Origin of the sequence: Taklimakanibacter albus (genome assembly GCF_016595235.1) — a bacterium.
GTDB lineage: Bacteria > Pseudomonadota > Alphaproteobacteria > Rhizobiales > Aestuariivirgaceae > Taklimakanibacter > Taklimakanibacter albus.
The window spans coordinates 1,405,732-1,431,130 of sequence record NZ_JAENHL010000008.1 but is presented as its reverse complement, the minus strand read 5'-3'; the positions used below and the strand labels follow the sequence as shown (position 1 = coordinate 1,431,130).

Sequence of the window (25,399 nt, the reverse complement as noted above, 5' to 3'; positions counted from 1 at the left end):
ATGAGCCGGCATCTCCTGGGCGCCGTGCTTCTCCTCGCTGCTTTGTCGGCCTTGCCCTTCCTCGTCACCGAGCGTTATGCCCTGGGTGAGTTCATCACCTTCCTCATCTGGGCTTCGGTCGCGGTGCAGTGGAATGTGCTGACCGGCCATGCGGGAGTCTTCTCGCTCGGGCAGATGCTGTTTTTCGCGATCGGCTCTTATTGCGTCGCGATGTTCGCGGTCTATTTCGGCCTGCCGCCCTGGGCATCCATGCCGGTGGCGGGACTCGCCGCAGGCGTCGCGGCCTTGCTCATCGGCCTTGCCTGTCTCAGGCTTGCCGCCGCTTATGTGGCGCTCCTCACTTTCGCCATCGCCTATATGGTCTACACGCTCATCATCACCGATTCCGCCTGCTACATCACGACCGGCGGCACCTGCACGCCCTTCTTCGGCGGCACCAATGGCTTCTCCCAGTTCGTCGATCTCGGTTTCCGCAAACTGCTGAAAGGCAATTGGATCGTCGGCAACTACTTTTCGGTCCTGGCCGTCTTTGCGCTCTCTTTCATCGCCTCGATCATCGTGATCCACGGCCGGCTGGGTCTCGCTTTCCGCGCCACCAGCGACAGCGCCATCTATGCCGCGGCACGCGGCATCAACCGGACCAAGTTCCAGCTCATCGCCTTCGTCGTCACCGCTTTTTTTACCGGGCTGGCAGGCGCTTCCTATGCCGCGCATTTCCGCTTCGCCGGCCCCAGCCTGTTCGAGCTGTCGACACTCATGTTCGTCCTTTCGATGGTGATCGTCGGTGGCCTCAAATCGACCTGGGGGCCGATCTTCGGGGCGGCCCTGATGATGATCCTGGTCGAGGTCGGCAAGAGCATGGGCGATGTGCGCAATACCCTGATCGGGCTCGTGCTGGTGATTTTCGTGTTGCTTCTGCCGAAGGGCGTGGCGGGAGCCTGGGCCATGCTTGTGGACAGGCTGCGTCGGTCACATGCAGCGTCATCCGGGCTCGAGCCTGCTATTCCATCGCATCTTCAGGCGCCGCGCACCCGCCCACTCGCCGCGCCCGAAGGCTTTGTGCCGGCGACGCCGTCTTATTCCGCCCGCTTCAGCCCAGAGGTAACGGCACTGCCGATGGCGTTCTTCGGCGTTCAGTTCAGCGAAACTTCGCCGGCGAGCACCAGCGCGATCGCGTTCCAGCAGCAGGGCTTCGCGAAACCCTTCGGCCCTTCCTTCTGGGATCGCGCCGAATATGTCGATGAGCGGGGCTGCATCAACAGTGTTCTCGTCGGCTATTGGGACGATCGGCAGACCTATGATCGCTGGTGCGCGAGCCTGCCGGAAGACTGGTGGCGGGCCGGTGCGCCGCTCGACGGTGCACTGGGCTTCTTCCGCGAATGCTACACACCCTCCATCGCCGATACCGAAACGACGTTCTCGCATCCGCATCCGGAGGGTTATGCGACGATCGCCACCGCGATGAGCGGGATGACCGACACCCATGGCTATTGGGGAAGTGCGCGCGACCGGATACCGCGCGCCCAGACCGACGATCTGGCGCCCCAGGGGGCGCCGAAAGCCGCGCTTGCCGGTAGCAACGACACATTGCGCCGCCACATCGTCGTGACACCACACGACAATCTGTGCCTGCTGCGCTCCGGCCAGGACTGGACGGACACGGACGCAGAGGAACGCCACTTCTATCTGCACAGTGTGAAACCGAAGCTCGACGAGGGCATGGAGTTCATCCGCGACGAGGGTGGGAGGGTTGGCTGCTATTTCAATCGTTATATGACGCTGTGCGCGTCGGCGGGGCCGCTCGACAAGACCTACAGCCTGAGTGCCTGGCGCAGCCTCGGTGAGCTCGAGGCCTGGGTGAAGACCGACAGCCATCTCGCGATCTTCGCGGCCGGCACCCGGCACTACCGCACGTTCAAGGATGGGCGATTGCGCCTCTATCACGAGATGAGCGTAATCCGGGCCAAGGACCAATCCTTCGAATATTTCAACTGTCATGACCGCACCGGCATGCTCAATACTCTGAACCGGGCCTAGCGCGCATGCCGCATTTCACGACGTTGGTTTCGGCAGCCGAGGCTTTGCATGCGAGGGAAGTCTCCGCACCTGATCTGCTGCGCGATGTTCTCGACCGGATCGGCAGGGATGATCGCTTCATCCGCGCCTTTAGCGACCTGACGCCTGCGACCGCCGAAGCGGAAGCGAAAGCTTCTGAGTTCCGCCATGCGCGAGGGGACATTCTGGGGCCGCTCGACGGTGTCCCGATCGCCATCAAGGATCTGATCGACACGACACCGGCCATCTGCCGTGCCGGGCTGCCGCATCTGGCGGACTATCGCCCGAGACGCGACGCCGATGTCGTCACTCGGCTGCGTCGCGCCGGCGCCGTCATCATCGGCGTGCTCGAGACCGATGCCGGCGCATTTGGGACCCGCACGCCGCAGGTCATCAATCCGATCGCGCCCGATCTCATCGCCGGCGGGTCGAGCGGCGGCCCCGGAGCGGCGGTCTGCGCGGGGCTCGCTTATGGCGCGATCGGCACGGATACGGGCGGCAGTATTCGTATTCCGGCGGCCTGCTGCTCGGTGGCGGGCTTCAAGCCGAGCTGGGGACGGGTGAGCGCGAAAGGCGTGCGTCCCTTGGCGCAGTCCTGCGATCATGTCGGGCCATTGGCCCGCTGCGTGGCCGATCTGCAGGCGATCCAGGCGGTTCTCGATCCGCCGCGGGAGGAGGTAGCGGAGCCGGCACCCAATTTGCGGATCGGCATTGCCCCCGATTATTTCGCCGACGCCGACCCGCTGGTGCTGCGGGCGATGGCGCATCTCACATCGGCGCTCGCGGACGCTCGTCATCGGATGGTCGATCTGCGGATGCCCGCACCGGACGACATCATGGACTCGCACATGATCACCGTGACGCGCGAGGCCGCCCGATACCATACCGAGCATTTTCCCGGCCTGTGGCAGGCGCATCCCGATATTGCCCGTGACGGCATCGAGCTGGGCCGGACATTCAGTGATGTGGACTATGGCTTGGCACAGGTACGTCGCCGCCGGATCGCCGATGCGGTGGAAGGGCTATTCGAGGCCGTCGACATTCTGATCCTGCCGACCTTGCCGATGGATGCGCCGGCGCGCGAGGCCGACACCGTGTCCTTGCGGGGCCGCAGGCTGCCGGTCCTCGAAGCCACCATCCGTTATACGGCACTGTTCAACCAAACCGGGCATCCGGTGGTGTCGATTCCGGCCTTCCGCCTGGCAGACGGCCGGGCGCTCAGCGTGCAGATCGTCGGCGCCCGCCACAACGACCAGAGATTGCTCGCCATTGCCCGCTATTTGGAGGATATATTCGCCGTGACCATCGACTATGACGAACTGGCCAGAGCCGCGCAGATGGATGTGCGCCGTTTGCGCCGCCGTTACGCGTGAGGAGACCTGCATGCCGCATGATCATGATGACCACGACCATGACCACGATCCGCTGGAACAGGGCCCGAGCCTGAGGGTGCGGGCGCTCGAGGAGCTGATGGTCGCCAAGGGCCTCATCGATCCGGCGGCGCTCGACCGCATCGTCGAATATTATGAGCGCGAAACCGGCCCGCGCAATGGCGCCAAGGTAGTGGCGCGCGCCTGGCTGGAGCCGGATTTCCGCGACTGGCTGCTCCGCGACGGCACCGCCGCCATCCACGCGATGGGCTTCACCGGCTATCAGGGCGAGCATATGCGCGTCGTCGCCAACACGCCCAAGCTTCACAATGTCGTCGTCTGCACCTTGTGCTCCTGCTATCCCTGGCCGGTGCTCGGTTTGCCGCCGGCCTGGTACAAGGGCGCTGCCTATCGCTCGCGCGTCGTGCGCGAGCCGCGCGCCGTGCTGAAGGAATTCGGTCTCGACATCGGCACCGATATCGAGATCAAGGTGTGGGATTCGACGGCGGAGATCCGCTACATGGTTCTGCCCCTGCGCCCGGCCGATACGGAGGCCTTCACCCTCGAACAGCTGGCGGGGCTCGTCACCCGCGACGGCATGATCGGCACGGCGCGGCTTTAGGTCGGAGGAAGACTATCATGGACGGAATCCACGATCTGGGTGGCATGCATGGCTTCGGCCCGGTTCCCATCGAGACGGGGGATTATGTCTTCAAGGCGCAGTGGCAGCGCCGGGCCTTCGCACTGGCGGAATTGCTTGGAGGCCCCGTGCCCTATAGCGCCGACCAGCACCGCCAGGAGATCGAGCGGATGCCCGCCGCCGACTATCTGAAGTTGGATTATTTCGAGAAATGGATCGTCGGAGCGGAAGCCCTGCTGCTGCAGGCCGGGCTCGTGAGCGAGGAGGAGCTGCGCACCGGGCGCAAGCTTTTCGACGTCGATGTCGCCCGCCATCCAAAGGTCGATGCGGAAAATCTCGTCGCCATCATGCGTTCCGGCGCGCAGCTGAATTTTCCTGATGATGCGCGGAGGCCGCGTTTCACGGTGGGACAGACTGTGCGCGTGACGAAGGACTCGCCCTCAGGCCACACACGCGCGCCGCGTTATCTGCGCGGCCGGACGGGACAGGTCGTCGCCGGTCACGGCGTATTCCAGTTCGCCGATGCGGTCGCGGCGGGCAGGGGGCCGGAGCCGCAGCATTGTTACACCGTCGCCTTCACCGCCCGCGAGCTCTGGGGCCGCGATGCCGAAGCCGCGGATATGATTCACGCCGATCTGTGGGAGAGCTATCTTGAGCCAGCCTGATCACCATCGCCTGGCGATTGCGGCGCTCGAACAGGCGCGGCCGCAGCATTCCCAACTGTTTCAGGCGCCGTGGCAGGCGCGCATCTTCGCCCTAATCGTCGAAGCGGTCAAAGAAGGTCACTTTCCTTGGACCGATTTCCAGGCCCGTCTGGTCGCCGCCCTAGCGCGCAACGAAGATGCCGACGGCTGCGAGACCGATGAATATATCGAAAGACACTATTTCGATGCCTGGCTCATCGCCGCCGAGGAGACGCTTCAGGCGCTGGGATTGATCGCGGCCGGAGAGGTCGAGCGGCAGATCGAAACCGTGCGCGCCGAGGTCGACAGGATCCGCAGCATCCAGCAGCCTTTAGAGCCCTTTCCGTTTTGATCGAATCGTTCCGATTCGATCAAAACGGGAAAAAGGGCTCGTAAACATATAATCTGGAGCGCTTCCTTATCGCCAAAGTCGAGCAACTTTGGCGGGAAGCGCTCTAGCCTTCATTCACAAATGAAGATCACACGACGGCCATGGTCATGAGCAGGTCGTAGAACTTCACTTCGGCGGGCGTGCGCGCGGCGGATTTCCGCCGGATCACCTCATAGATCGAGTCATAGGCATAAAGCTCGGGCCGGATCGAGCGCATCTGCTTCTTCGCCGTCCATTGCTCGGCATAATGAACCGGGAGGAAGGCTAGATACTGTCCCGACAGGATAAGATGGGCGAGGCCTTCGATACTATGGGCCCGCGCGGTGAAATTGAGATTGCGCTCGTTCTCGGGCAACTGGTCGGCCGACACATAGCCGCGCTGGGCATGTTCGCAGGCCTCAATGGCGGCGAGGTCGATTTTGGGTGCCTGTTTGTAGAGCGGATGTTTCTTGCCGCAGAACAGCTCCATGCGCGAGGTGAATATCGGTGCATAGCTCAGCTGTGACAGCCGGCGCGGGAAGAAGCCGATGGCCATATGGGCCTGGGCGCCGAGGACCATCTCCTCGAGCTTGTTCGGCGGCGCGACATGGACGGTGAAATCGACCGAATGAGTGAGCTTGCCGAAGCGCTCGATGGCGTCACCGAGCTGGAATTTGTGGTGAAAGACGGCATTGTCGATGATGCCGATCTGCAGCTCGCCGACCAGCCTGTCATGGCCGAGCGCCACGCTGCGGAAATCCTCGATGTGATTGAACAGCGCATTGGTCGCGTCATAGACGCGCTGGCCGTCTTCGGTGAGCGCGAAGCCGGCGCGGCCGCGTTGGCAGAGCGACATTCCGAGCCGCGTCTCGAGATTCTTGATGTGGATGCTGATCGTCGCCTGGCTGACATTGAGCTCGGTCTGGGCCAGCGCGAAGCCGCCGCTGCGTGCCACCGTCATGAAGACATGCAGGAGCTTGAGATCGACAGTGCTGATCGAGGGAATGGTCATCGCCGTAAACTTAGAGAATGTTCTAAGCGAATATTATCACTTTCGAATGGGTCAATATAGCGGCTTCTGCGAGAAGTGGAGATGGTTCAACGGGGCAATGCGTGTGGCGGTGGGCAAGCTGAACAGGATCGAGATCGACAGCGCACGGCTCTGGCGCGATCTCGACGCCTCGGCGCGGATCGGACCGGGCCGGGCCGGTGGCCTCAGCCGTCTGGCCTTGAGCGACGACGACAAGGTCATGCGCGACACGTTCGTGAGCTGGTGCAAGGAAGCGGACCTGAGGGTGCGGGTCGATGCCTTCGGCAACATCTTCGCGCGCCGCGCCGGACTGGAGGAGTCCTCGCCCGCGATATTGATCGGAAGCCATCTCGACACCCAGATCGCCGGTGGGCGTTATGACGGCATATTGGGTGTGCTCGCCGGGCTCGAAGTCATCCGGACATTGAACGATCACGCTGTGGCGACGCGGCGCCCCATCGAGGTCGTGAGCTGGACCAATGAGGAGGGAGTCCGCTTCCAGCCGCCGATGCTGGGATCAGGGGCCTTTGCGGGTATATACGACCCCGACTGGGTTCATCGCCAGCTGGATGGCGGCCGTGCGACCTTCGCCGCCGAACTGGAGCGTATCGGCTATCTCGGCCCGGATCATTTGTGCCCCACGCAGTACGACTCTTATTTCGAGCTCCATATCGAGCAGGACGATGTGCTCGACGCCGAGGGGCTTCATGTCGGGATCGTGACCGGCGGTTTCAAATCCTTTGGCCTGGAGCTCTGCGTCGCCGGCGAGAATGCGCATTCCGGGCCGACGCCGATGCGCCGGCGCCGGAACGCTTTGGTGGGCGCTTCCCTGCTGATCGCCAGGCTCAACGAGATCGGCTGGTCGCATGAGCCGGAAGGGCGCACGACCTGCTCCCGCCTGACGGTCGAGCCGAACCGGTATGGGATCATTCCGCATCTTGCCGAGTTGACCGTCGATCTGCGGCATCCCGATGCGGCGACGGCGGCGGAGATGTGTTCGCAATTCCGTGATTTCCTGCCGCTCGCGGCGCTGAAAGCGAATGTCGAGATTGCGGTTGCAAGGGAATGGAGTTTCGGCGACGTCGCCTTCGATGCGAAGCTGATCAATCTCGTCCGCAGCGTCGCCTCGGACCTCGGCGTATCCCACCGGCATCTCATGAGTGCGGCCGGACACGACGCCTATAATATCTCGAAGGTCATCCCGACCGTGATGCTCTTCACGCCGTGCCGGGATGGCGTCAGTCACAACGAGAGAGAGCATATCGAGCCGGCCTATACCGCGCCGGGTGTGAATGTTCTTCTCAACGCGGTCCTGCGCCGCGCCACTGCATGAGGCAACCTCGCGGAACCAAGAGGGACTATGCGGCGTTGTTCCCGCGTCCATAAAAATAAGGGAATGGCTCAATGCTCAAAGGTGGCTTGTTGTGGCTGATCGGTATCCCGATTCCGGTGATCGTCGTCCTCTATTTCATGGGCTACCTGCATTGAGGAATCGCGCTGCTAAGCCGGCGTGAGTCCAATTCTCTCGTCGCGCCGCCGGAGCCATGCGATGACCGGCAATGACAGGAGCACCATCCACCCCTTGCCGATCACCTGGCCTTCGAGAAAGGCGAGGCTGCCGAAGGCCAGATAGAGAAACACCAGGCTGTCGATGACGAGGCCGATGGCGCTGCTGACGGCGACCGCCCGTACGAGCCCCTTCTTCTGCAGTGGTGTATAGACGAGAAGATCGGCAGTTTCCGACAGAAGAAAGGCTGCCGCCGAGGCGATAACGAGATGCGGCGGCGCGAAGAATGCCGACAGGAGCGCACCGGCGAGAATGCCGGCCGCCGCCACCTTGAGGCCGAGACGGCGCTGGATGAGATCGCGCAGGATCAGAGCGAGGCCGACCATCAGCACGCCGGAAGGCGCCAGTATGCCGGGCGCCACCGGAACGAGGCACGGCCCTTGCGGCGTACACACCGTGCCGACATGCAGGATGAGCCAGTTCGCCGCCGGTATGCACAGAGCGAAGGCGATGAGGAAGATGATGCCTTCGCGCCGGCGCAGTATCTTGAGATCGTCCTCCATGGTCACTCTCCTTCAGCCGCGGCCGCGATAGGGGGCGACGCCCTGGTCGGGGAGCCACAGCCCCTTGGGTGGCTCGCCGGTCTGCCAGAAGACATCGATCGGAATGCCGCCGCGCGGATACCAGTAGCCGCCGATGCGCAGCCAGATCGGCTTGGCGGCGTCGCAGAAACGTTTCGCCACATAGACGGTGCAGTGCTCGTGGAAGGCGCCGTGATTGCGGAAGCTGTGCAGGAAAAGCTTCAGCGACTTTGATTCGACCAGCAGTCTGTCGGGCGCGTAGTCGATGACCAGATGGCCGAAATCCGGCTGGCCGGTCACCGGGCACAAGGAGGTGAATTCCGGACAGGTGAAGCGGGTGAGATAAAGTGTGCCTTCCTGCGGATTGGGCACGACGTCGAGCTGCGCCTCTTCGGGCGAGGCGGGAATGCCGGCGCTGCGGCCGAGCTGCGGAGGTGGAACGGGATTGCTTGTCATGGCGGTTTTCTACCACTTCCGGCTGAATCCGAATACGGGTCATTGGCGGGAGTGATGGTCACCGGTTATGCTCGGGCGATCTTTGGGAGGCGAAGATGCTGGCGCGGTTATTTGGATTCCTGGCTGTGGCCCTGTGCTTATGCACATCGGCAGTCTTTGCCGCGGACAGCGAGGTTCTGCGCTTTTCGGTCCGCGGCAAGCCCGTCGCGCAAATGAGCATGGCGGAGCTGAAGCAGAAGCTTCCCGTCACGGAGATCACCGTCTGGGAGCCGCATGAAGACAAGAACGTGACATATGAAGGCTTCGAAATCGGCAAGCTCTTCGCCGCCGTCTATGGCGACACATGGAAAGAGATCGATGAGGTGCTGTTCACCTGCGTCGACGGCTATCAGCCCGTCCTGCCGATGGACCGGTTCACCCGCCATGCCGGCTATCTCGTCTACCGGCGACAGGATCAGACGGTGTTCAATGTCCAGAACCGCTTCCAGAATGAAAAGGACGTGCCGCTCGGGCCCTATTATCTGGTGTGGGACAATCTCAATTCTGAGGAATTGCGCGCCGACGGCGCCAATGGCTGGCCTTATCAGGTGGTCGGCATCGATCTGGTGAATTTCGTCGACCGCTTTCCGCGGCTCAGCCCGCCGGAAGACGCCTCGGCCCAGGCGAAGAAAGGTTTCGTCGCCTTCCGGGAAAACTGCATGGCTTGCCACACGGTGAATGGCGAAGGCGGCGACAAGGCGCCCGAACTCAATTACCCGGTGAGCGTCACCGAATATGTGCCCGATGCGTGGCTGCGCAAGTGGATCATGGATCCGCGCACGATCCGCTACAATGCCACCATGCCGGCTTTTGCCGCGCACCCGCAGCGGGACGCCCTCATCGACGACGTGCTCGCTTACCTGAAGACGATGGCGGGTCACAAGCAGAAGCCCGACTAACCAACTCTCTCCAAAAGGGAACTTTGTGCTTCCGGCGTGGTTAACCAGACGGCCTGCCAAAGCGGGGCCGCGCTTTTCCGAGCCGGAGTGTGCTGATGAGCAAGCTGTGGCCGTTCTTAGCCGTGATTGTCGCCGCATGGATCTTCCCGGCCACCCCGCGTTTCGTCCTGGCGCATGACTGGTACGGCTACACAGCCGATCCCGTATATCAATCGAACTGTTGTGGCGGCCATGATTGCGCACCGGTGGATCCGGCCTGGGTCAGCGAGGTGCGGGAGGGGTATCGGCTGACCATGACCGTCGACCAGGCGCGGACGGTCAATCCCGATGCGCAGGCGCCTGTCGATGCCGTCGTGCCCTGGAAGAGGATCCAAAGCCCGCCCGAGGCCGAGCATCCTTTCTACGCCTGCATCTATGACATGGACCGCACGGCGCCGCGTTATGGCGTGATCTGCTTCTTCGCCACGCCGGTCATGTAGCAAGCGCGCGCGTTGCCTCCGTCAGGGCTTCTGCCATCGTCTCGAGAGCGTGGAACTGGCTGTAGTAATTGATCCCGTTGTCACGTTGATGACTGCAGCCGATTTGCGAGGAGAGATGCCAGACGAACCCATGCGAGTTGAATTCGAGAAGATAGAGCCGGCCGGTCGCGTGCTCGCGAATGATGTCGACGCCCATGACGGGCAGATGCGGCAGGGACGCATGGAGTGAGGTGGCGAGCTCGATGACGTCCTCCTCATAGCAGAGGGTCATCTTTCTCTTCATGCTGTTGGCCGCGATCGGAATATTCAGGGGCTCGCTGCCTGCGCTGTCGAATTCGGGATGTTTTTCGGTCGCCGTCGAGGCCACGCAGTAGATCGGCCGGCCCAGCATGGTCATCACGCGATGACAGGCGATGAAAGGCCCTGTCTCGATATAGCGCTGCGCCACGAACTCATGCCCGAAAAGGGGATGATCGGCGGGCAGCTTGGCGGTATCGACCCAGCCGACATCCCGGGTGCGGACCAGCCGGACGCCTCGCCCTCTTATGCCGCGGTTCGGCTTGACGACGGTGAAAGGCCCCCAATCCGCTTCATCGAGCGTCAGGCCGGAGGATATCAGCCGGGCCTCCGGGACTGCAAATCCGGCTTGCTTCATCAAATTGATTTCTTCCATCTTGCTGACGGCGCGAGAGATGAGCCGTCGCCCGCGCGCCGCGGGATCGATGGGTGTCGGAGCGAAGGAGAAGATGAGCGTTGGCCGCTTGGCCATCGTGGGCCAGAAATTGGCGGGCGGGGGCGTGGCGACCGACAGGACATAGACGTCTATGTCGGGGGCCGGCCCGACCATCATGTTTCGGATCGTCAGATAGTCCGAAACGGACTGGCGATCGGGAAAGTGAACAAGGACGAGATTATAAGTTTCGGCCATGAAACCTGCCTCCGGTAGAGGCGGTTTAACATAAAAGTTGACTTTAGGTAAATGTCGTAATTGGTGCGCTGTGACGGCGTTGCGGTCGACCGGCTCCGGACACGCCCTGTACATTTTTAGCAGCTTCACTTGGCTGTCGTACCACTGTGGGACAATAGCGACATCGATCGCGCAGTATTTGTCAGCGCCCGCAAATAACGATGTGATTTCATTGTTTTGACTGGACGTAAAATCAATGAGGGTATACTTAAGAAATAAATAACGGCGACAGAGTTGCGAGCGATTCTGGGGGCAACGCTGGCGGCGGGCAAAGGGGAAAATGAGGCACGCATCAGGGTTCGTGTTTTTCACGACGGCGAAAGCTATTGCGCCTCCATCCCAGGCCGATCATTTCGGTAAACTGCTTCTAGGTTCCGTCGCCACGGCAGCGCTGTGGCTGGGCGCGCCGTCGATCGCCATTGCGGGCTGCACCGTAGCGCCCGGCGTCATCACCTGCACCGGCGACATGCTGGCCGGCGCCAACTATTCGCAAGCCAATACGACGCTCACCGCGAATGGGCTGTCGACCAATGCCGGCGTGATCATCCTCAATGGTTCGGGCGGCAATGGCAGCAACGGCACCGATGGCATCGGTGAAAATGCCGACGGCGGTGGCGGCGGCACGACGACGATATTGAATTACACCGGCACGCCCCATACCGGTGCTGGTCTCATCGCGCGGGCGAATGGCGGCAATGGTGGCGAGGGTGGAACCGGCGTCTCCTTCATCGTTCCCATACCTATCCCGCCCTTTGTCGCGCCGGTGATCATAAATGCCGGACATGGCGGCGCGGGCGGGAATGGCGGCTCCGTAACCGTCAACAGCAGCGGCGACCTTTCGACGTCCGGCGAAAAGGTTCACGGCATCCTTGCCGAAGCGAATGGCGGCAATGGCGGCGATGGCGGCAATGTAACCTCGATTCTCGGTGTCTGGGGCGAAGGTGGAGACGGTGGTAAGGGCGGCGCCGGCGGCTCTGTCGCCGTAACGACGACCAGTGGACTCATCACCGTGCAGGGCAAAGGGGCTTCCGGCATCTTTGCGCAAAGCAATGGCGGCGTTGGCGGTAGCGGCGGTTCTCTCAACGGCGCCGCGATCGCCGGCCAAGGCGGCAGCGGGGCCGCGCCCAAGGACGGCGGCACGGTGAATGTGAGCAACGCCGCGGGCGTCGATACCTTTGGGATAGGCGGCATCGGTATTTTCGCTCAGAGCATCGGCGGTTATGCGGGCTCGGGCGGCAGTGCCACGGGGGCGTTCGCCTATGGTGGCAGCGGCGCGAGCGCCGGCAATGGCAACACGGTTATCGTCGGCAATTCCGGATTGATCCATACGCGGGAGGTCGACGCCCATGGCATCTTCGCCCAGAGCGTCGGCGGCGGCGGCGGCGCTGGCGGTTGGAGCGGCGGCGTCGTTTCCCTCGGCGGCAGCGGCGGCTTCGGCGGCGCCGGCAAATCGGTCACGGTCACCAATTCGTCGGCCGGGGTGATCACCACCGACGGCGCGCGCTCCATCGGCATCTTCGCCCAGTCGGTGGGCGGTGGCGGCGGCGATGGCGGCAATAGCGGTGGCCTCGTCTCGATCGGCGGCAGCAGCACGGGCGGCGGTGCCGGCGGCATCGTCGTGGTCAACAATTCCGGCAAGATCGTCACCAACGGCGTTTCCTCGCAGGCCATTCTCGCCCAATCGATCGGCGGCGGTGGCGGCAATGGCGGCACCAGCGGTGGGATGGTCACGATCGGCGGTGCCGGTGGCGGCGGCGGCAATGCCGATACCGTCACGGTCAATAATTCCGGCGACCTCGAAACCTGGGGCAATGATTCGACCGCCCTCCTGGCGCAGAGCGTCGGCGGTGGCGGCGGCAATGGCGGCGGCGCCTATTCGGGCTCCGCTTTCGTCGGCTTTTCCCTGGGCGGCACCGGCGGCACCGGCGGCGAAGGCAAGAAGGCGACGGTCAATCTGTCGCAAAATTCCAACGATCCGGCGATCATCAAGACGCATGGTGAGCGCTCGAATGGCGTGACCGTTCAATCGGTGGGCGGCGGCGGCGGCAATGGCGGCGCCAGCGTGCAGACCACTGTGGGCTACGCCGGCAGTCTGGCGATCGCCATTGGCGGCAAGGCCGGGGGTGGCGGCAAGGGCGGCGAGGTCGAGCTCACGGGCTATGCGGATGTCACCACCACGGGTGTGAATTCCGACGGCATTATGGTGCAGTCGGTCGGCGGCGGCGGCGGCAGCGGCGGCTATGCGATTGCCATTTCGGCGGCGGCCGGCGAGAGCGCGGCGATTGCCGGCTCGATCGGCGTCGGCGGCGCGGGTGGCGGCGGTGGTAATGGCGATCTGGTCACCGTCAATGCCGGCGGATCGATCAAGACGACCAATGACTTCTCCGAGGGCCTGATCGCGCAATCGGTGGGTGGCGGCGGTGGCTCGGGCGGATATTCGGTGTCGATTGCCGTGGCGGGTGCGGGCGCCACCGCGGGCGCCGGTGCGATCGGCGTCGGCGGATCGGGCGGCACGGGCGGCACGGGCGGAACCGTGATCGCCACCTATACGGGCAATGTCGAGACCGGCGGCAAGGAATCCGATGGCGTTGTCATCCAGTCCGTCGGCGGCGGTGGCGGCAATGGCGGCTTCTCGGTTGCCGCCGCAGTCGCGGGTTCGGGCACCGGCAGTGGCGCGGTGGGCATCGGTGTGGGCGGCTCGGGTGGCTCCGGCGGTAATGGCGGCATCGTCAATGGCACGGTGACCGGCAATATCAAGACCACGGGCGCCGGGTCGAACGCTCTCGTCGTTCAGTCGGTGGGCGGCGGTGGCGGCAATGGCGGCTTCAATGTCACCGGCACCATCGCGGGTGCCGGCACCGGATCCGGGGCGATATCGATCGGCGTCGGTGGCTCGGGCGCCGGCGGCGGTCATGGCGAGGCGGTCACGGCGAAGCTGACCGGCAATGCCACCACGAGCGGAACCGACGCCGATGCGGTCGTCGTTCAAAGCGTCGGCGGCGGCGGCGGCAATGGCGGCTTCAATGTCTCGGGCACCATCACCGGTGCGGGAACCGGATCGGGCTCCGCCGCCGTGGGCGTCGGCGGCGCTGCGGGACTTGGCGGCAATGGCCAGGTGGTCATCGCCGACGTCATCGGCAGTATCACGACGACCGGCCTCGATTCGAACGGCTTCACCGCGCAATCGATCGGCGGCGGCGGTGGCAATGGCGGCTTCAATGTTTCAGCGGCGATTTCGGTCTCCGGCAAAGGCGCGGGCGCGGTTGCCGTCGGCGTCGGCGGTGCCGCGGGCGGTGGCGGTAATGCCGAGAAGGTCGATGTCAGCGTCACCGGCAATATCGAAACCACGAAAGACGGTTCCACCGGCTATCTGGCGCAGTCGATTGGCGGCGGTGGCGGCAATGGCGGCTTCAACGTATCAGGTGCGATCGGCGCCGCCTCGACGGGCGCCGGCGCGGTCGCGGTCGGTGTCGGCGGCGCGGGCGGCAGTGGCGGCACGGCGGGCATCGTGATTGCCGATCAGACGGGCAACATCACGACCTCCGGCAAGTCGTCGAACGGATTTGTCGCCCAGTCGATTGGCGGCGGCGGCGGCAATGGCGGCTTCAATGTCTCGGGTGGCATCGCCGCCGGGGGCGACGGGGCGCTCGCCGTCAGCGTTGGTGTCGGCGGCATGGGCGGCGGCGGCAAGAACGCCGAGGCGGTGACCGCGACGATCATCGGCAATGTCAAAACCAGCGGCGATAAATCCCAGGGTGTCATCGTCCAGTCGATCGGCGGCGGCGGCGGCAATGGCGCCTTCAATGTGACGGGCAGCATTTCCCTCTCGCAGAAGCTCGCAGGTGCGGTGGGTGTCGGTGTCGGCGGCTTCGGCGGCGGCGCCGGCGATGCCCGCAAGGTGACGTCGACCATCACCGGCGATATCGAGACCAAAGGAAAAGACGCAACGGCGCTCTTCGTGCAGAGCCTCGGCGGCGGCGGCGGCAATGGCGGCTTCAATGTGACGGCCGGCATTTCGGGATCTTCCGATGATGGCGGCTCGCTGGGCGTCGGTGTCGGCGGCTTCGGCGGCGATGGCGGCAAGGGCTGGGATGTCGTTTCCAACTCCACCGGCAATATCACGACGGAAGGCGACGGCGCGAAAGGCGCCGTGATCCAGAGCCTCGGCGGCTCCGGCGGCTCCGGCGGCATCAATGTCACCGGCAATGTGTCGCTCACCGGCGGCAAGTCCGCGGCGATCGGTGTCGGTATCGGCGGCTTCGGCGGCAAGGGTGGCGACGCCCTGACCGTGACCGGCAGCCATACCGGCAATATCACCACGCAAGGCCACGATGCCGATGGCATCCTGGTGCAGTCGCTCGGCGGCGGCGGCGGCAATGGCGGCCTCAATGTCACGGGCTCTGTCAGCGCCTCGGTCAGCGACGGCGGCGCCCTCGGCTTTGGCCTCGGCGGCTTCGGCGGCAATGGCGGCAGGAGCAATAATGTCGATTTCGATGTGATCGGCAACGTGACCACGCATGGCGATCTGGCCGATGGTGTGACGATCCAGAGCATTGGCGGTGGCGGCGGCAATGGCGCGATCAATGTCACCGGCAGTCTCGGTTTGTCCTTCGCGGCCGATGCCGGCGCCGCCTCTATCGGTATTGGCGGCTTCGGCGGCAAAGGCGGCGATGCCGGCAGCGTGACGGCGGTCGTGACCGGCAACGTCATCGCCGATGGCACAATGGGTGTGAATGGGGGCGCGCCGACGCTCGTCGACGGCGTCAACCGCTGGGCGAACGGCTCGAACGGCGTGATCGCCCAGTCGATCGGCGGTGGCGGCGGCAATGGCGGCCTCAACGTGTCGGGCTCCATTTCGGGCAGCGCGGTTTTCGGCAAGAGCTATGCGGTGTCGCTTGGCCTCGGCGGCTTCGGCGGCGGCGGCGGTGACGCCGAGTTCGTCAATCTCACCGCCAAGGCGCCGATCATGTTCCAGTCGGTCGGCGACTATAAATCCGCGGTCATCGCGCAATCGATCGGCGGCGGCGGCGGCAACGGCGCCACCAACGTCTCGGGCAGCATTACCCTGAACGGAAATCTGACGGCGGGTGTCGGCGGCTTCGGCGGCGATGGTGGTTTGGGCAAGCGCGTCGATGCCGATGTCGAGGGCAAGCTCAAGGCCAATGGCTATCAGGCCCGCGGCCTCGTGGCACAGTCGATCGGCGGCGGTGGCGGCGACGGCGGCATCAATATCAGCGGCGGCATCAATATCGCCAGCGATGGCAAGAGCAATCCGTCGCTCGTCTTCGGTCTCGGCGGCTTCGGCGGCGACGGCAACAAGAGCGGCATTGTCGATGTGAAGCAGGTCGGCGAGGTCGAGGTCGGCGGCACCGATTCCATCGGCATATTGGTTCAGTCGATCGCCGGCGGCGGTGGCAGCGGCGGTCTGAATGTTGCCGGCAATCTCGCCTTGGGGCCGGGCTACAGCGCCGCCATCGGCATTGGCGGTAATGGCGGCACCGGCGCTGATGCAGGCGCGGTGACGCTCGACAGCGATGGCAAGGTCGTGGTGTCGAGCAACGTCGCGATTGCGCCGGACGACGAAGATTATGATCGGGCCAAGCAGACATTCGGTGAGCGTGGCGGCGGCATCCTGGTCCAGTCGATCGGCGGCGGCGGTGGTGTCGGCGGCCTCAATGTGGCAGGCGTCATTTCGCCGAAGGGCAATCCCATCGTCGTCGGTGTCGGCGGCAGCGGCGGCGCTGGCGGCAATGCCGGTACGGTGACGGTCAATCGCGGACTTGTGACGCAAGCCTTGCTCAAGACGACTGGCGATGAGTCGAATGGCCTGACCGTCCAGTCGATCGGCGGCGGCGGCGGCAATGCCGGCATGAATATCGGCATCTCCCTCAATGGCAGTGCCGGAGACAGCCAGCCGAAGCAGATCTCAGTCGGCATCGGTGGTTCAGGTGGCGCCGCCGGCATCGGCGGCGATGTCACGGTGAACCAAAAGGGCGACATCGAGACTCACGGCGACCGCTCCGACGCGCTTTTCGTGCAGTCGATCGGCGGCGGCGGCGGCAACGCCAATATCAACATCGTGGGCGGCATCAACAAAGACGCCACCGGCGTGAATGTAGCCGTAGGCGGCGGCACCGGTGACGGCGGCAAGGGTGGCGTCGTCATCGTCCACCACACCGGCAATATCTCGACCGAAGGCGATGATTCGGGCGCGATCTTCGCGCAGTCGGTCGGCGGCGGCGGCGGCAATACCCGGACCAGCACCGCCGTTGCGGTGAAGTCGAAGAACGCCATCAATGTCGGTATCGGCCGCGAAGGCGGCACCGGCGCCGATGGCGGCGACGTCACGGTGACATCGGATGGCGACCTGACGACCAAAGGTGAGCGCTCGGTCGGCGTCCTGGCGCAGAGCGTTGGTGGCGGCGGCGGCAAGAGCGGCACGATCGCGATCGGCGTGAAGGCGACGCAAGGCTCGGGCGATGAGGCGCAAGCGGGCAGCGCCGGCATTCAGGTCGGCTTGAAAGGCGGCGACAGCGGCATTGGCGGCGACGTCCTCGTCGAGACGTCCGGGTCGATAGGGACCGGAGGCACCGGATCGCATGCGATCTTCGCCCAGTCGGTGGGCGGCGGCGGCGGTATCGGCGGCGGTGTGCTGACACCCGTCATCAAGGAGAATTTCTCGGCGCGTGTCGGCGTCGGCGGCGAAGGCGGCACCGGCTCCGATGCCGGCACCGTCACTGTGAAGAACAAGGCGCAGCTGACGACGACAGGCGCCAGCGCCGCCGGCATCACAGCGCAATCGACGGGCGGTGGCGGCGGCACCGGCGGCCAGATCATCCAGGTGACGCTCGCCAGCGGCGGCGAGGGCAAGGATAACAATTCGGGATCCGTCAATATCGGCGGCAAGGGCGGTGAAGGCGCCAATGGCAAGAAAGTCTGGGTGACCAATTCCGGCCTCATCACCACCGGAGGCAAGGATTCCTTCGGCATCCAGGCCCGCTCGGTGGGCGGCGGCGGCGGCGATGGCGGCCTGGTCTTTACCGGAACCCTGGCCTTCAAGGGCAACAGCAACTCGCTCGAGATGGCTGTCGGCGGTGAAGGTGGCAAAGGCGGCACCGGCGGCATGGCCGAGGTGCTGAACGAAGGTACGATCTGGACCAAGGGCGAAGGGGCCTTCGGTATTCAGGCCATGTCGCTCGGCGGCGGCGGCGGCGATGCCGGTCTCGTCGCCAATCTCTCGCTCTCCGTTCCGCAGGGCGAAAACGGCTCGAAGCGCATCGTTGCGAATATCGGCGGCACTGGCGGCGAAGGCGGCATAGGCGGCGAAGTGCTGGTCACCAACCGCCCGGACGCGGACGACAAAGGCGGCGTGATCTACACCGAGGGCAAGAAAGCCCATGGCATCTTCGCGCAGTCCGTCGGCGGCGGCGGTGGCAATGGCAGCTCGGTGGTCTCGCTGAACTTCGCCGGCACCGGCAAGAACAGCGCGCTCATCGGCCTCAATATCGGCGGCAAGGGTGGCACCGGCAATGATGCCGGCAAGGTCACCGTCATCAATGAAGGCAAGATCACCACGACCGGCGAAGAAGCCTATGGCATCCTCGCCCAGTCGATCGGCGGCGGCGGCGGCAATGGCGGCATTGCGCTGGCCGTCAATGCGGTGATCTCTTCGAAGAGCATGGCACCGGTGCTGGCACTCGGCGGCCTCGGCGGATCGGGCGGCGATGGCGGCGTGGTCAACGTCGAGAACAGCGGCGAGATCATCACCACCGGCAAAGGCTCGCATGGCATCGTGGCGCAGTCGATCGGCGGCGGCGGCGGCAATGCCAATGTCGGCATCGGCATCGGCGGCCTGTCGACGCTCATTGCCAATCCGTTGTCCTTCGCGCTCGGCGCCGGCTGCACCGCGCTTGAATGTTATTCGGGCGGTGAAGGCGGCAGCGTGACCGTCATCAATACGGGCAAGATCACCGTCTCGGGTGAAGGCGCACAGGCCATCAAGGCGGAAAGCCTGAATGGCGGCGGCGGCGATTTCGTCATGGACTTCACCGGCATCACCAGCCTCGCCGGCGGCAATGCTCTGCCGGGCGTCGATGACGACAACACCCAAACCCGCATCACCGAAGATCCGGTTGTGACGCTGCTGGCGGGTGGTGACCGTACCACCAACAGCACGGCGGGCGCCGTCAAGGTCGTTACCAATGGCGGCAGCTATGCGACCGGCAATTTCGCCACCGGCGCCGGCGTGCAGGCCGTCGGCGGCGGCGGCGGCAATATCTTCGCCAAGCTGGCGCTCAACGACGAAAGCGAGATGGATCCGCTCAAGATCCTCCAGCAGCTCGGCGGCAAGGACGGCAGCAACAACAATGGCGGCGACATCACCGACAGCACGCTGACCGGTGAAATCGGCATGTGGGGCGATCTGGGCTCGGGCCTCTTCGTCCAGACGGTCGGCGGCGGCGGCGGCCGCTCGAATATCCAGCTCACCTCGATACAGGGCATGGTTGCCGGAGGCATCGATCTGCGTCTCGGCGGCACGGACGGAACCAACGAGTCCGGCGGCGACATCAAGATCACCCAGTCCGGCGTCATCTTCACGGATGGCAAGGCGTCCTTCGGCAGCCTGACCCAGTCGATCGGCGGCGGCGGCGGCTATGGCACCTTCAACATCAAGGACGGGGCTCCGGCTCCGTTGGCGGCGCGCAGCGCCGGCCCGATGTCGGCGGCCTCGGTCATGGCGCTTCTGTCGTCGGCGACCGTGACGGCCGGCGCGGATGGCGGCAGTACTCTCGATGGCGGCGATATCGATTTCACCAAGAATGACGGCACCGGCACTGCGGGCGATCTCGCCGTCGCCCTCATCAAGCAGAGCGTCAGCTCCGGTGGTGGCACCCAAGTGGTTCTCGCTGTCGATGAGCTCTTCGTGAATCTCGGCGGCACCAACGGCGCCAGCGGCAATGGCGGTTCGGTCAAGCTCACCAATAACGGCGCCGTCCAGACCGCGGGTGCTCAGGCACATGGCATCCTCCTGCAGTCGATCGGCGGTGGCGGTGGTTTCGTGACCACCGATGCCAGCGCGGTCACGACCACATTGCGCAGTGACAATACCGGCAATGGTGGAGCTGTCACGCTCATCCAGAACAACGACGTGGTCACCAAGGGCGGCGACGCCTTCGGCGTGATCGCGCAATCGATCGGCGGCGGCGGTGGCCTCGTCAACGGCGCCTTTGCCGGACTCGTCGGCACCGGTGGCTTCGTCCACGACACGTTCTTCGCCGGCAGCGCCGGCGGCACCGGCAATGGCGGCACCGTAACGCTCGATCTCAACGGCTCGGTCGTCACCGAGGGCGCCCGCTCGACGGCGGTCTTCGCCCAGAGCGTCGGCGACGTGGGCGGCGACATCAAGGTCACGCTGGCGGCCGGCAAATATGCAGTGGGCGGCACTTCGGGCACATCCGTCGCTTTCGACGGCGGCGCGACGAACTTGTTCACCAACAACGGCTATGTCTTCACCGACGATGAGATCGAAGGTTATGCCGTGACCGGCACGTCGGGGAACGACTCGATCCTCAACAACTTCTACATGGCTGGCATCGTCGATCTCGGAACCGGCGCCAATGGCTATACCAATGCGCAAACGGCGCGCTTCGACATGGGCAAGCTCGTCAACCTCAATGACGGTACGAACAAGCTGCTGAACAACGGCATCCTGGCGCCCGGTGCCAGCAACGCCATCGACACCGTCTACACGACGGCGCTGAAGGGCAATATCGAGCAGTCGACAACGGGCTTCTATGAAGTCGATCTCGACTTCGTGGCGGGTAATGCGATCACCGGCCTTGCCGATCGTATCAATGCCACCGGTGAAGCCGCGCTCAAGGGCACGGTGGATCTGAAGATCGTGAATCCGACGCAGGTTTCGCCGGGTTATCACGAGGTGACCATTTTGAGCGCCGATGGCGGCGTCACCGACAAGTCGCTCGGTCTCAAGGCGCCGGCTTCCGCCGTCGCCAAATATGAGATCCTTTATCCGAATCCCGAGGATGTCGTGTTGAGCTACGACATCGATTTTGCCGGTATCGGCGGCGGAATGAATCGCAACCAGACACGGGTCGGCGATTATGTCAACCGGTTCCAGATTGCCGATTCCAAGACCCAGCTGGCGCCTCTGGTCGGTTACCTGTTCCTCCTGCCGACGCTCGAGGATCTACAGAACGCCTACGCCATGCTGACGCCGGAGGTCTATGCGAGCAATCTCGCCTCGACCCTGATGGCGGTGGACGATTTCAGCCAGGCGTTGATGAGCTGCCGCCAGGTTTCCGGCGAGTTTCATTTCGTCGCCCAGGGCGAATGCGGCTGGATGCGCGTCTCAGGGAGAACCACAAGCTACGACAAGTCCTTCCAGTACAGCGGCTATGACGAAGACGTCTATCAGGTCGCGGGCGGCATCCAGAAGAGCATCGGCGACGACCGCTTCGTCGGCTTCGGTCTTTCCTATGAATCGACCGACGCCCAATTGGCGGATCTCGCCAATGTCGAGGGTGATCGCGTCCAGGCCGGCGTCGTGTTCAAGGGACGCGTCGGCGGCACCACCGCCGCGGCGTCGCTCATCGGCGGTTATGGCTGGTTCGACACCACCCGCCGCGTGGCGCTTGCCGATCTTGGCGGCAATGCCGAAGCCACGCAGCAAGTGGGCATTGCGGCGACCCGTATCCAGATCGCGCATGCCTACGACTTCGACGACAGCTACTTCCGCTTCGGCGTCGATGCTGCCGTCTCCGCGCTTTTCCAGGACGACTTCACGGAAAAGGATGGCGGGCTCGGCAATCTCGCGGTTCAGGACCACATCAATGCGAATGGCTTCGTCATGCCCTTCGTGGAGTTCGGCGGCGAGACGTCGATGAGCGACGGCGGGGCTCTGCTGCGCGCCTGGTCCAAGCTCGCGGTCGTGCAGTACATCGATCCCGATACGCGGGTCTATACCGGGCTCGTCGGGCCCTCGGGCGATGTTTCGCCCTTCTATGCCGATGCCGAATTCGACAGCACGCTGGGCCGGCTCGAGCTCGGTCTCGATGTGCTCTCGCAAGGCGGCCTGGTCATCGGCCTGAGCGGTGTCGGCGTCATGGGCGAAGACGTCGAGTCCTATCAGGGCAATGCCAAGGTCTCGGTGCCGTTCTGAGCTTTCTAGTCTGCTAGTTGGGTATAGGTCCTGGCGGCAAGGCTCGCAAAGAGGCTTGCCAAGGCCAGCCAGAAGAGGTTCGCCGAATAGGTCTCGATGCCGAAAGGATGTTTGGCGCCGCACAGCGCCATGGCGAGGTCGCAGGCGGCCGACGAGGTTCCGGCGCAGAGCACGGCACCACTGAGCGACATATAGCCATTGTCGATGACCTGCCGGAAGACGAGCCACCACCATCCGGCGGCGATCGTGAGCGCCGCGGCGCCGAGAAGACCCAGGACGCGTGGGAGCGTCATGAGACGGCCCGCTTCTGGATATTGGGTGCGTCCGCGGGCTCGAGACCGAGCTCGCCGGCAATCTCGCGGCGCAGATTGATGATGGCCGGATCGTCGCGGCGGCGCGGATAGTCGAGATCGATGGTGAGCTCGTGCAGGATGCGCGCCGGCCGGTCGCTCAAGACGATCACCCGTGAGGCGAGAAGCAGCGCCTCCTCGATGTCATGGGTGACCAGGATCGCGGTGAAGGCCTGCTGCAGCCAGAGCGCCAGCAGTTCCGACTGCATGCCCATGCGGGTGAAGGAGTCGAGCTTGCCGAAGGGCTCATCGAGCAGCAGCAGCTTGGGGTCATTGACGAGGGCGCGCGCCAGCGCGACGCGCTGTGCCATGCCGCCCGACAGCTGATGCGGATAGGCGGTGGCGAATTCGCTGAGCCGTACCAGCGCCAGCGCATCGTCCACCCGCTTGCGGTGACGCTCGAGCGTGCCTTGCGCCTCAAGCCCGGTTGCGACATTCCACCAGACGGTTCGCCATGGAAAGAGGGTCGGATCCTGGAAGGCGAGGATGCGCGAGCGGTCGGGCGCCGTGACCAGCCGATTGTCGGCGCGGATATCGCCTGTCGCCGGGCGGTCGAGGCCTGCGATGAGTCGGAGCAGGGTGGATTTTCCGCAGCCCGAGGGGCCGAGAAGGGCGACGAACTCGCCGGGCGCCACCGCAAGGTCGATCGTGTCGAGCACCGGCAGGCTGGTTCCGAACAGGTCGAAATGATGGCTCACCTTGTGAATGTCGACGGCGATGTTGCGCCGCTCGAGCACATTCAGGGGCGTGATGGCGCTGGTCATCAGATGAAGCCTTTCTGCCAGCCGAGCAGGCGATCGCGCACCGCGAAGAGGAGCCGGACGATCGAGGCGCAGAGGAAGGCCATGATCAGCAGCGCCGCATAGACATTGGCATAGGCCGAATAGGCGGTCTGGAACTGGATGTACCAGCCGAGCCCATATTTGGCGCCGAGCATCTCGGCGACGACCAGCACGGCGAAGGAATAATAAAGTCCCATGAACAGGCCGACAAAGACATGTGGCAGCGCCGCCGGCACCGCGATATTGCGGATGAGATACCAGTTGGATGCGCCGAGGATCCGGCCGACATCGTAATAGGACCGGTTGACCGCGCCGACGCCCGAGGCGGTGAGGATTGCGACCGGGATGCCGGAAGCCAGCGCCACGATGAAGCAGCTCGCCGCGAAAGTGGTCGGAAAGAAAAAGAAGGTGCAGGGGATCCAGGCTGTCGCCGGCACCGGTCCGATGAGCTTGAGCACCGGCATGCCCCAATAGCTGACACCGCGCGACCAGCCGAGCGCCACGCCGATGACGTAGCCGACGACAATGCCGCTGCCGAAGCCGATGGCCCACAGGCGCAACGTATAGGCGATGCACAGAAGCAGGCGCTGCCAGTCGACCACATAGACATTGAGGAGGCCCTGAGGTGGCGAGAAGAACGGCTTGGGCAGCCAGCCGAGCTTGGCGGTGGAGATCTCCCAGAAGGTGAACCACAGGCCCAGCGCAATGAGCCAGGGCCCGTAATGGACGATCAGGCGGCCGCCGGCGCCCAGGCGCTGAACGACGAACGACAAAACCAGTAATATTGCGGCGCCGGCGCCGATCAGAGTGGCGAAGAGCTGCGTCGCGCCCCAGGGAACGACATCGGGAAAGGCGATCGTGACGATGGCGCCGAGCCCCCAGGCGCAAGCGGCGAGGAAGCCAGTCGTCCATAGAGGCCAGGGGCTGGCCCGGTCCTGGAGCTTCCCCGCTTCGATGATCTGGGTCAGATCGCTCACGCAAAGATATCCAGGGTGATGCGGTTGGCGAACTCTTCCGGATCGGTACCGGGATCGATGACCTTGGTCAGCTTCAAATCTTCGACCGAATGTTTGATGTGCTTCACCAGCTCCTTTCCGACGGGATGGTTGTGGAACACCAGGGTCGACAGATTGGCGGTCAGATCCTCCTTCGAGATGCCGGGCTTGAGCGTGTCGGCATACCACTGCGCCACTTCGTCGGGATGATTGGCGGTATATTCGTGGATCTCGAGATTGGCGGCGGCGACGCGCTGCACCGCATCCTTGTTCGCCGCGAGGAAAGGACCATTGGCGCCAAGCACGCAGCAGACGCGGCCTTCATAGACGCCCGTCTGCGTGTCGGCGAGCTGGACGAGATTATGCTGCTTCTGGATGGAATAGGCCCAGGGGTCGAGATGGGCCGCCGCATCGGCGTCACCGCGCGCCACCGCTTCGCCGAGAAGGTCGAAGGGGAACACCTGCCAGGTGAAGTCCTGCTCGGGATCGAAGCCGGCCTTGGCGAGCGTGACCGCGAAGGCGATCTTGGGCGGCGAGCCCGGATCATAGATAGCGATACGTTTGCCCTTGAGGCCGGCGAGATCGGTAATCCCTGAGGCCGGTGAGGCGAGAAGGCGCTGGCAGCCGCCATGCGAGCCGACGAAGAGTTTGACGTCAAAGCCCTGCTCGAGCGGTTTCAGCCAGTCGAGCACGAGACCGGCGCCGACATCGGCCTTGTTGGTGGCGAGCGCCTGGATGAGGGTCTGGCCGCTGGCGCCCTGATAGAAGAGTTCGACATCGACATTGTGCTTGGCATAGAAGCCCTTCGCCAGGCCGAAGCCCAAAGGCGAATGGCAGGCGGCAACTTCCGTCCAGGCGAGGCGCACCTTGGGCGCCGGCCCGGCGATCGCCGGCGCGAAGAGCCGGCTGCCGGCGATGCCGAGAGAACCTGCGGCGCCCGCCGCGGCTGAAACCTTGAGAAGCTTGCGGCGCGACACGCCGCCTGAACGTCCGGCTGGAATGGTCATGCGATGTCTC

General features: G+C 64.3%; 17 protein-coding genes. 9 read left to right on the top strand and 8 right to left on the bottom strand.

Annotation, left to right across the window (positions count from 1 at the left end):
- The 5 genes from JHL16_RS29780 to JHL16_RS29760 are packed head-to-tail and all read left to right on the top strand — an operon-like array spanning position 1 to position 5,100.
- Positions 1-2,037, top strand: a complete 2,037-nt coding sequence (locus JHL16_RS29780) for a phenylacetaldoxime dehydratase family protein (protein WP_210346109.1) — start codon at positions 1-3, stop codon at positions 2,035-2,037.
- Between the two features lie 5 nt (positions 2,038-2,042).
- Positions 2,043-3,428, top strand: coding sequence for an amidase (locus JHL16_RS29775; RefSeq protein WP_200188502.1), 1,386 nt, complete (start codon positions 2,043-2,045; stop codon positions 3,426-3,428).
- A gap of 10 nt (positions 3,429-3,438) precedes the next feature.
- Positions 3,439-4,047, top strand: a complete 609-nt coding sequence (nthA, locus tag JHL16_RS29770; protein WP_200188501.1) for a nitrile hydratase subunit alpha — start codon at positions 3,439-3,441, stop codon at positions 4,045-4,047.
- 17 nt (positions 4,048-4,064) lie between these two features.
- The gene (nthB, locus tag JHL16_RS29765; protein WP_200188500.1) at positions 4,065-4,730 is read left to right on the top strand and encodes a nitrile hydratase subunit beta; all 666 of its coding nucleotides are present in this window, start codon (positions 4,065-4,067) and stop codon (positions 4,728-4,730) included.
- Positions 4,717-5,100: a nitrile hydratase accessory protein gene (locus tag JHL16_RS29760; RefSeq protein WP_200188499.1), complete on the top strand. Its 384-nt coding sequence runs from the start codon at positions 4,717-4,719 to the stop codon at positions 5,098-5,100. The genes nthB and JHL16_RS29760 overlap by 14 nt, the downstream gene beginning before the upstream one ends.
- Positions 5,101-5,227: 127 nt before the next feature.
- Here JHL16_RS29760 and JHL16_RS29755 read toward each other — a convergent pair whose 3' ends face one another.
- Positions 5,228-6,130 carry a LysR family transcriptional regulator gene (locus JHL16_RS29755; RefSeq protein WP_200188498.1) on the bottom strand — a complete coding sequence of 301 codons (903 nt, stop codon included), beginning with the start codon at positions 6,128-6,130 and terminating at the stop codon, positions 5,228-5,230.
- A gap of 97 nt (positions 6,131-6,227) precedes the next feature.
- On the opposite strand from JHL16_RS29755, the gene JHL16_RS29750 reads away from it, so the two are divergent.
- On the top strand, positions 6,228-7,481 hold the full coding sequence (locus tag JHL16_RS29750; protein ID WP_200188497.1) for a Zn-dependent hydrolase: 1,254 nt from the start codon (positions 6,228-6,230) through the stop codon (positions 7,479-7,481).
- 167 nt (positions 7,482-7,648) lie between these two features.
- Here JHL16_RS29750 and JHL16_RS29745 read toward each other — a convergent pair whose 3' ends face one another.
- Together JHL16_RS29745 and queF are read right to left on the bottom strand one after the other, a co-directional pair.
- Positions 7,649-8,218 (bottom strand): VUT family protein, encoded by a 570-nt coding sequence (locus JHL16_RS29745; RefSeq protein ID WP_200188496.1) that lies wholly within the window; start codon positions 8,216-8,218, stop codon positions 7,649-7,651.
- Positions 8,219-8,230: 12 nt separating this feature from the next.
- Positions 8,231-8,692, bottom strand: a complete 462-nt coding sequence (queF, locus tag JHL16_RS29740) for a preQ(1) synthase (RefSeq protein WP_200188495.1) — start codon at positions 8,690-8,692, stop codon at positions 8,231-8,233.
- A gap of 95 nt (positions 8,693-8,787) precedes the next feature.
- Here queF and JHL16_RS29735 point away from each other — a divergent pair, with 95 nt between their 5' ends.
- Together JHL16_RS29735 and JHL16_RS29730 are read left to right on the top strand one after the other, a co-directional pair.
- Complete coding sequence (locus tag JHL16_RS29735) at positions 8,788-9,630, top strand: c-type cytochrome (protein ID WP_200188494.1); 843 nt, start codon at positions 8,788-8,790, stop codon at positions 9,628-9,630.
- A 95-nt stretch (positions 9,631-9,725) separates the two neighbouring features.
- Positions 9,726-10,109 (top strand): hypothetical protein, encoded by a 384-nt coding sequence (locus JHL16_RS29730; protein ID WP_200188493.1) that lies wholly within the window; start codon positions 9,726-9,728, stop codon positions 10,107-10,109.
- Here the strand turns inward: JHL16_RS29730 and JHL16_RS29725 are convergent.
- Entirely contained in the window at positions 10,102-11,388 is a 1,287-nt protein-coding gene (locus JHL16_RS29725; protein ID WP_200188492.1) for an ATP-grasp domain-containing protein, read from the bottom strand. The two genes, JHL16_RS29730 and JHL16_RS29725, sit on opposite strands and share 8 nt — an antisense overlap.
- Between JHL16_RS29725 and JHL16_RS29720 the strand changes: the two genes are divergently transcribed.
- Complete coding sequence (locus tag JHL16_RS29720) at positions 11,378-22,255, top strand: autotransporter outer membrane beta-barrel domain-containing protein (protein WP_200188491.1); 10,878 nt, start codon at positions 11,378-11,380, stop codon at positions 22,253-22,255. The genes JHL16_RS29725 and JHL16_RS29720 overlap by 11 nt on opposite strands.
- A 5-nt stretch (positions 22,256-22,260) precedes the next feature.
- Here the strand turns inward: JHL16_RS29720 and JHL16_RS29715 are convergent, their stop codons facing one another.
- From JHL16_RS29715 to JHL16_RS29700, 4 genes are read right to left on the bottom strand one after another with little or no spacing between them, the layout of a single operon-like run.
- Positions 22,261-22,548 (bottom strand): hypothetical protein, encoded by a 288-nt coding sequence (locus tag JHL16_RS29715; RefSeq protein ID WP_200188490.1) that lies wholly within the window; start codon positions 22,546-22,548, stop codon positions 22,261-22,263.
- Positions 22,545-23,369, bottom strand: coding sequence for an ABC transporter ATP-binding protein (locus tag JHL16_RS29710; protein ID WP_200188489.1), 825 nt, complete (start codon positions 23,367-23,369; stop codon positions 22,545-22,547). The genes JHL16_RS29715 and JHL16_RS29710 overlap by 4 nt, the downstream gene beginning before the upstream one ends.
- On the bottom strand, positions 23,369-24,364 hold the full coding sequence (locus JHL16_RS29705; RefSeq protein ID WP_200188488.1) for an ABC transporter permease subunit: 996 nt from the start codon (positions 24,362-24,364) through the stop codon (positions 23,369-23,371). Before JHL16_RS29705 ends, JHL16_RS29710 begins: the two co-directional genes overlap by 1 nt.
- A complete protein-coding gene (locus JHL16_RS29700) occupies positions 24,361-25,389 on the bottom strand; it encodes an ABC transporter substrate-binding protein (protein ID WP_200188487.1) in 1,029 nt (342 codons plus the stop codon). The genes JHL16_RS29705 and JHL16_RS29700 overlap by 4 nt, the downstream gene beginning before the upstream one ends.
- Positions 25,390-25,399 lie beyond the last annotated feature (10 nt).

Excerpts from the sequence above, each read along its gene's own strand:
- JHL16_RS29780 (WP_210346109.1), top strand. The coding sequence starts at position 1 with ATGAGCCGGCATCTCCTGGGCGCCGTGCTTCTCCTCGCTGCTTTGTCG.
- JHL16_RS29775 (WP_200188502.1), top strand. The coding sequence starts at position 2,043 with ATGCCGCATTTCACGACGTTGGTTTCGGCAGCCGAGGCTTTGCATGCG.
- nthA (WP_200188501.1), top strand. The coding sequence starts at position 3,439 with ATGCCGCATGATCATGATGACCACGACCATGACCACGATCCGCTGGAA.
- nthB (WP_200188500.1), top strand. The coding sequence starts at position 4,065 with ATGGACGGAATCCACGATCTGGGTGGCATGCATGGCTTCGGCCCGGTT.
- JHL16_RS29755 (WP_200188498.1), bottom strand. The coding sequence starts at position 6,130 with ATGACCATTCCCTCGATCAGCACTGTCGATCTCAAGCTCCTGCATGTC.
- JHL16_RS29750 (WP_200188497.1), top strand. The coding sequence starts at position 6,228 with ATGCGTGTGGCGGTGGGCAAGCTGAACAGGATCGAGATCGACAGCGCA.
- JHL16_RS29745 (WP_200188496.1), bottom strand. The coding sequence starts at position 8,218 with ATGGAGGACGATCTCAAGATACTGCGCCGGCGCGAAGGCATCATCTTC.
- queF (WP_200188495.1), bottom strand. The coding sequence starts at position 8,692 with ATGACAAGCAATCCCGTTCCACCTCCGCAGCTCGGCCGCAGCGCCGGC.
- JHL16_RS29735 (WP_200188494.1), top strand. The coding sequence starts at position 8,788 with ATGCTGGCGCGGTTATTTGGATTCCTGGCTGTGGCCCTGTGCTTATGC.
- JHL16_RS29730 (WP_200188493.1), top strand. The coding sequence starts at position 9,726 with ATGAGCAAGCTGTGGCCGTTCTTAGCCGTGATTGTCGCCGCATGGATC.
- JHL16_RS29715 (WP_200188490.1), bottom strand. The coding sequence starts at position 22,548 with ATGACGCTCCCACGCGTCCTGGGTCTTCTCGGCGCCGCGGCGCTCACG.
- JHL16_RS29710 (WP_200188489.1), bottom strand. The coding sequence starts at position 23,369 with ATGACCAGCGCCATCACGCCCCTGAATGTGCTCGAGCGGCGCAACATC.
- JHL16_RS29700 (WP_200188487.1), bottom strand. The coding sequence starts at position 25,389 with ATGACCATTCCAGCCGGACGTTCAGGCGGCGTGTCGCGCCGCAAGCTT.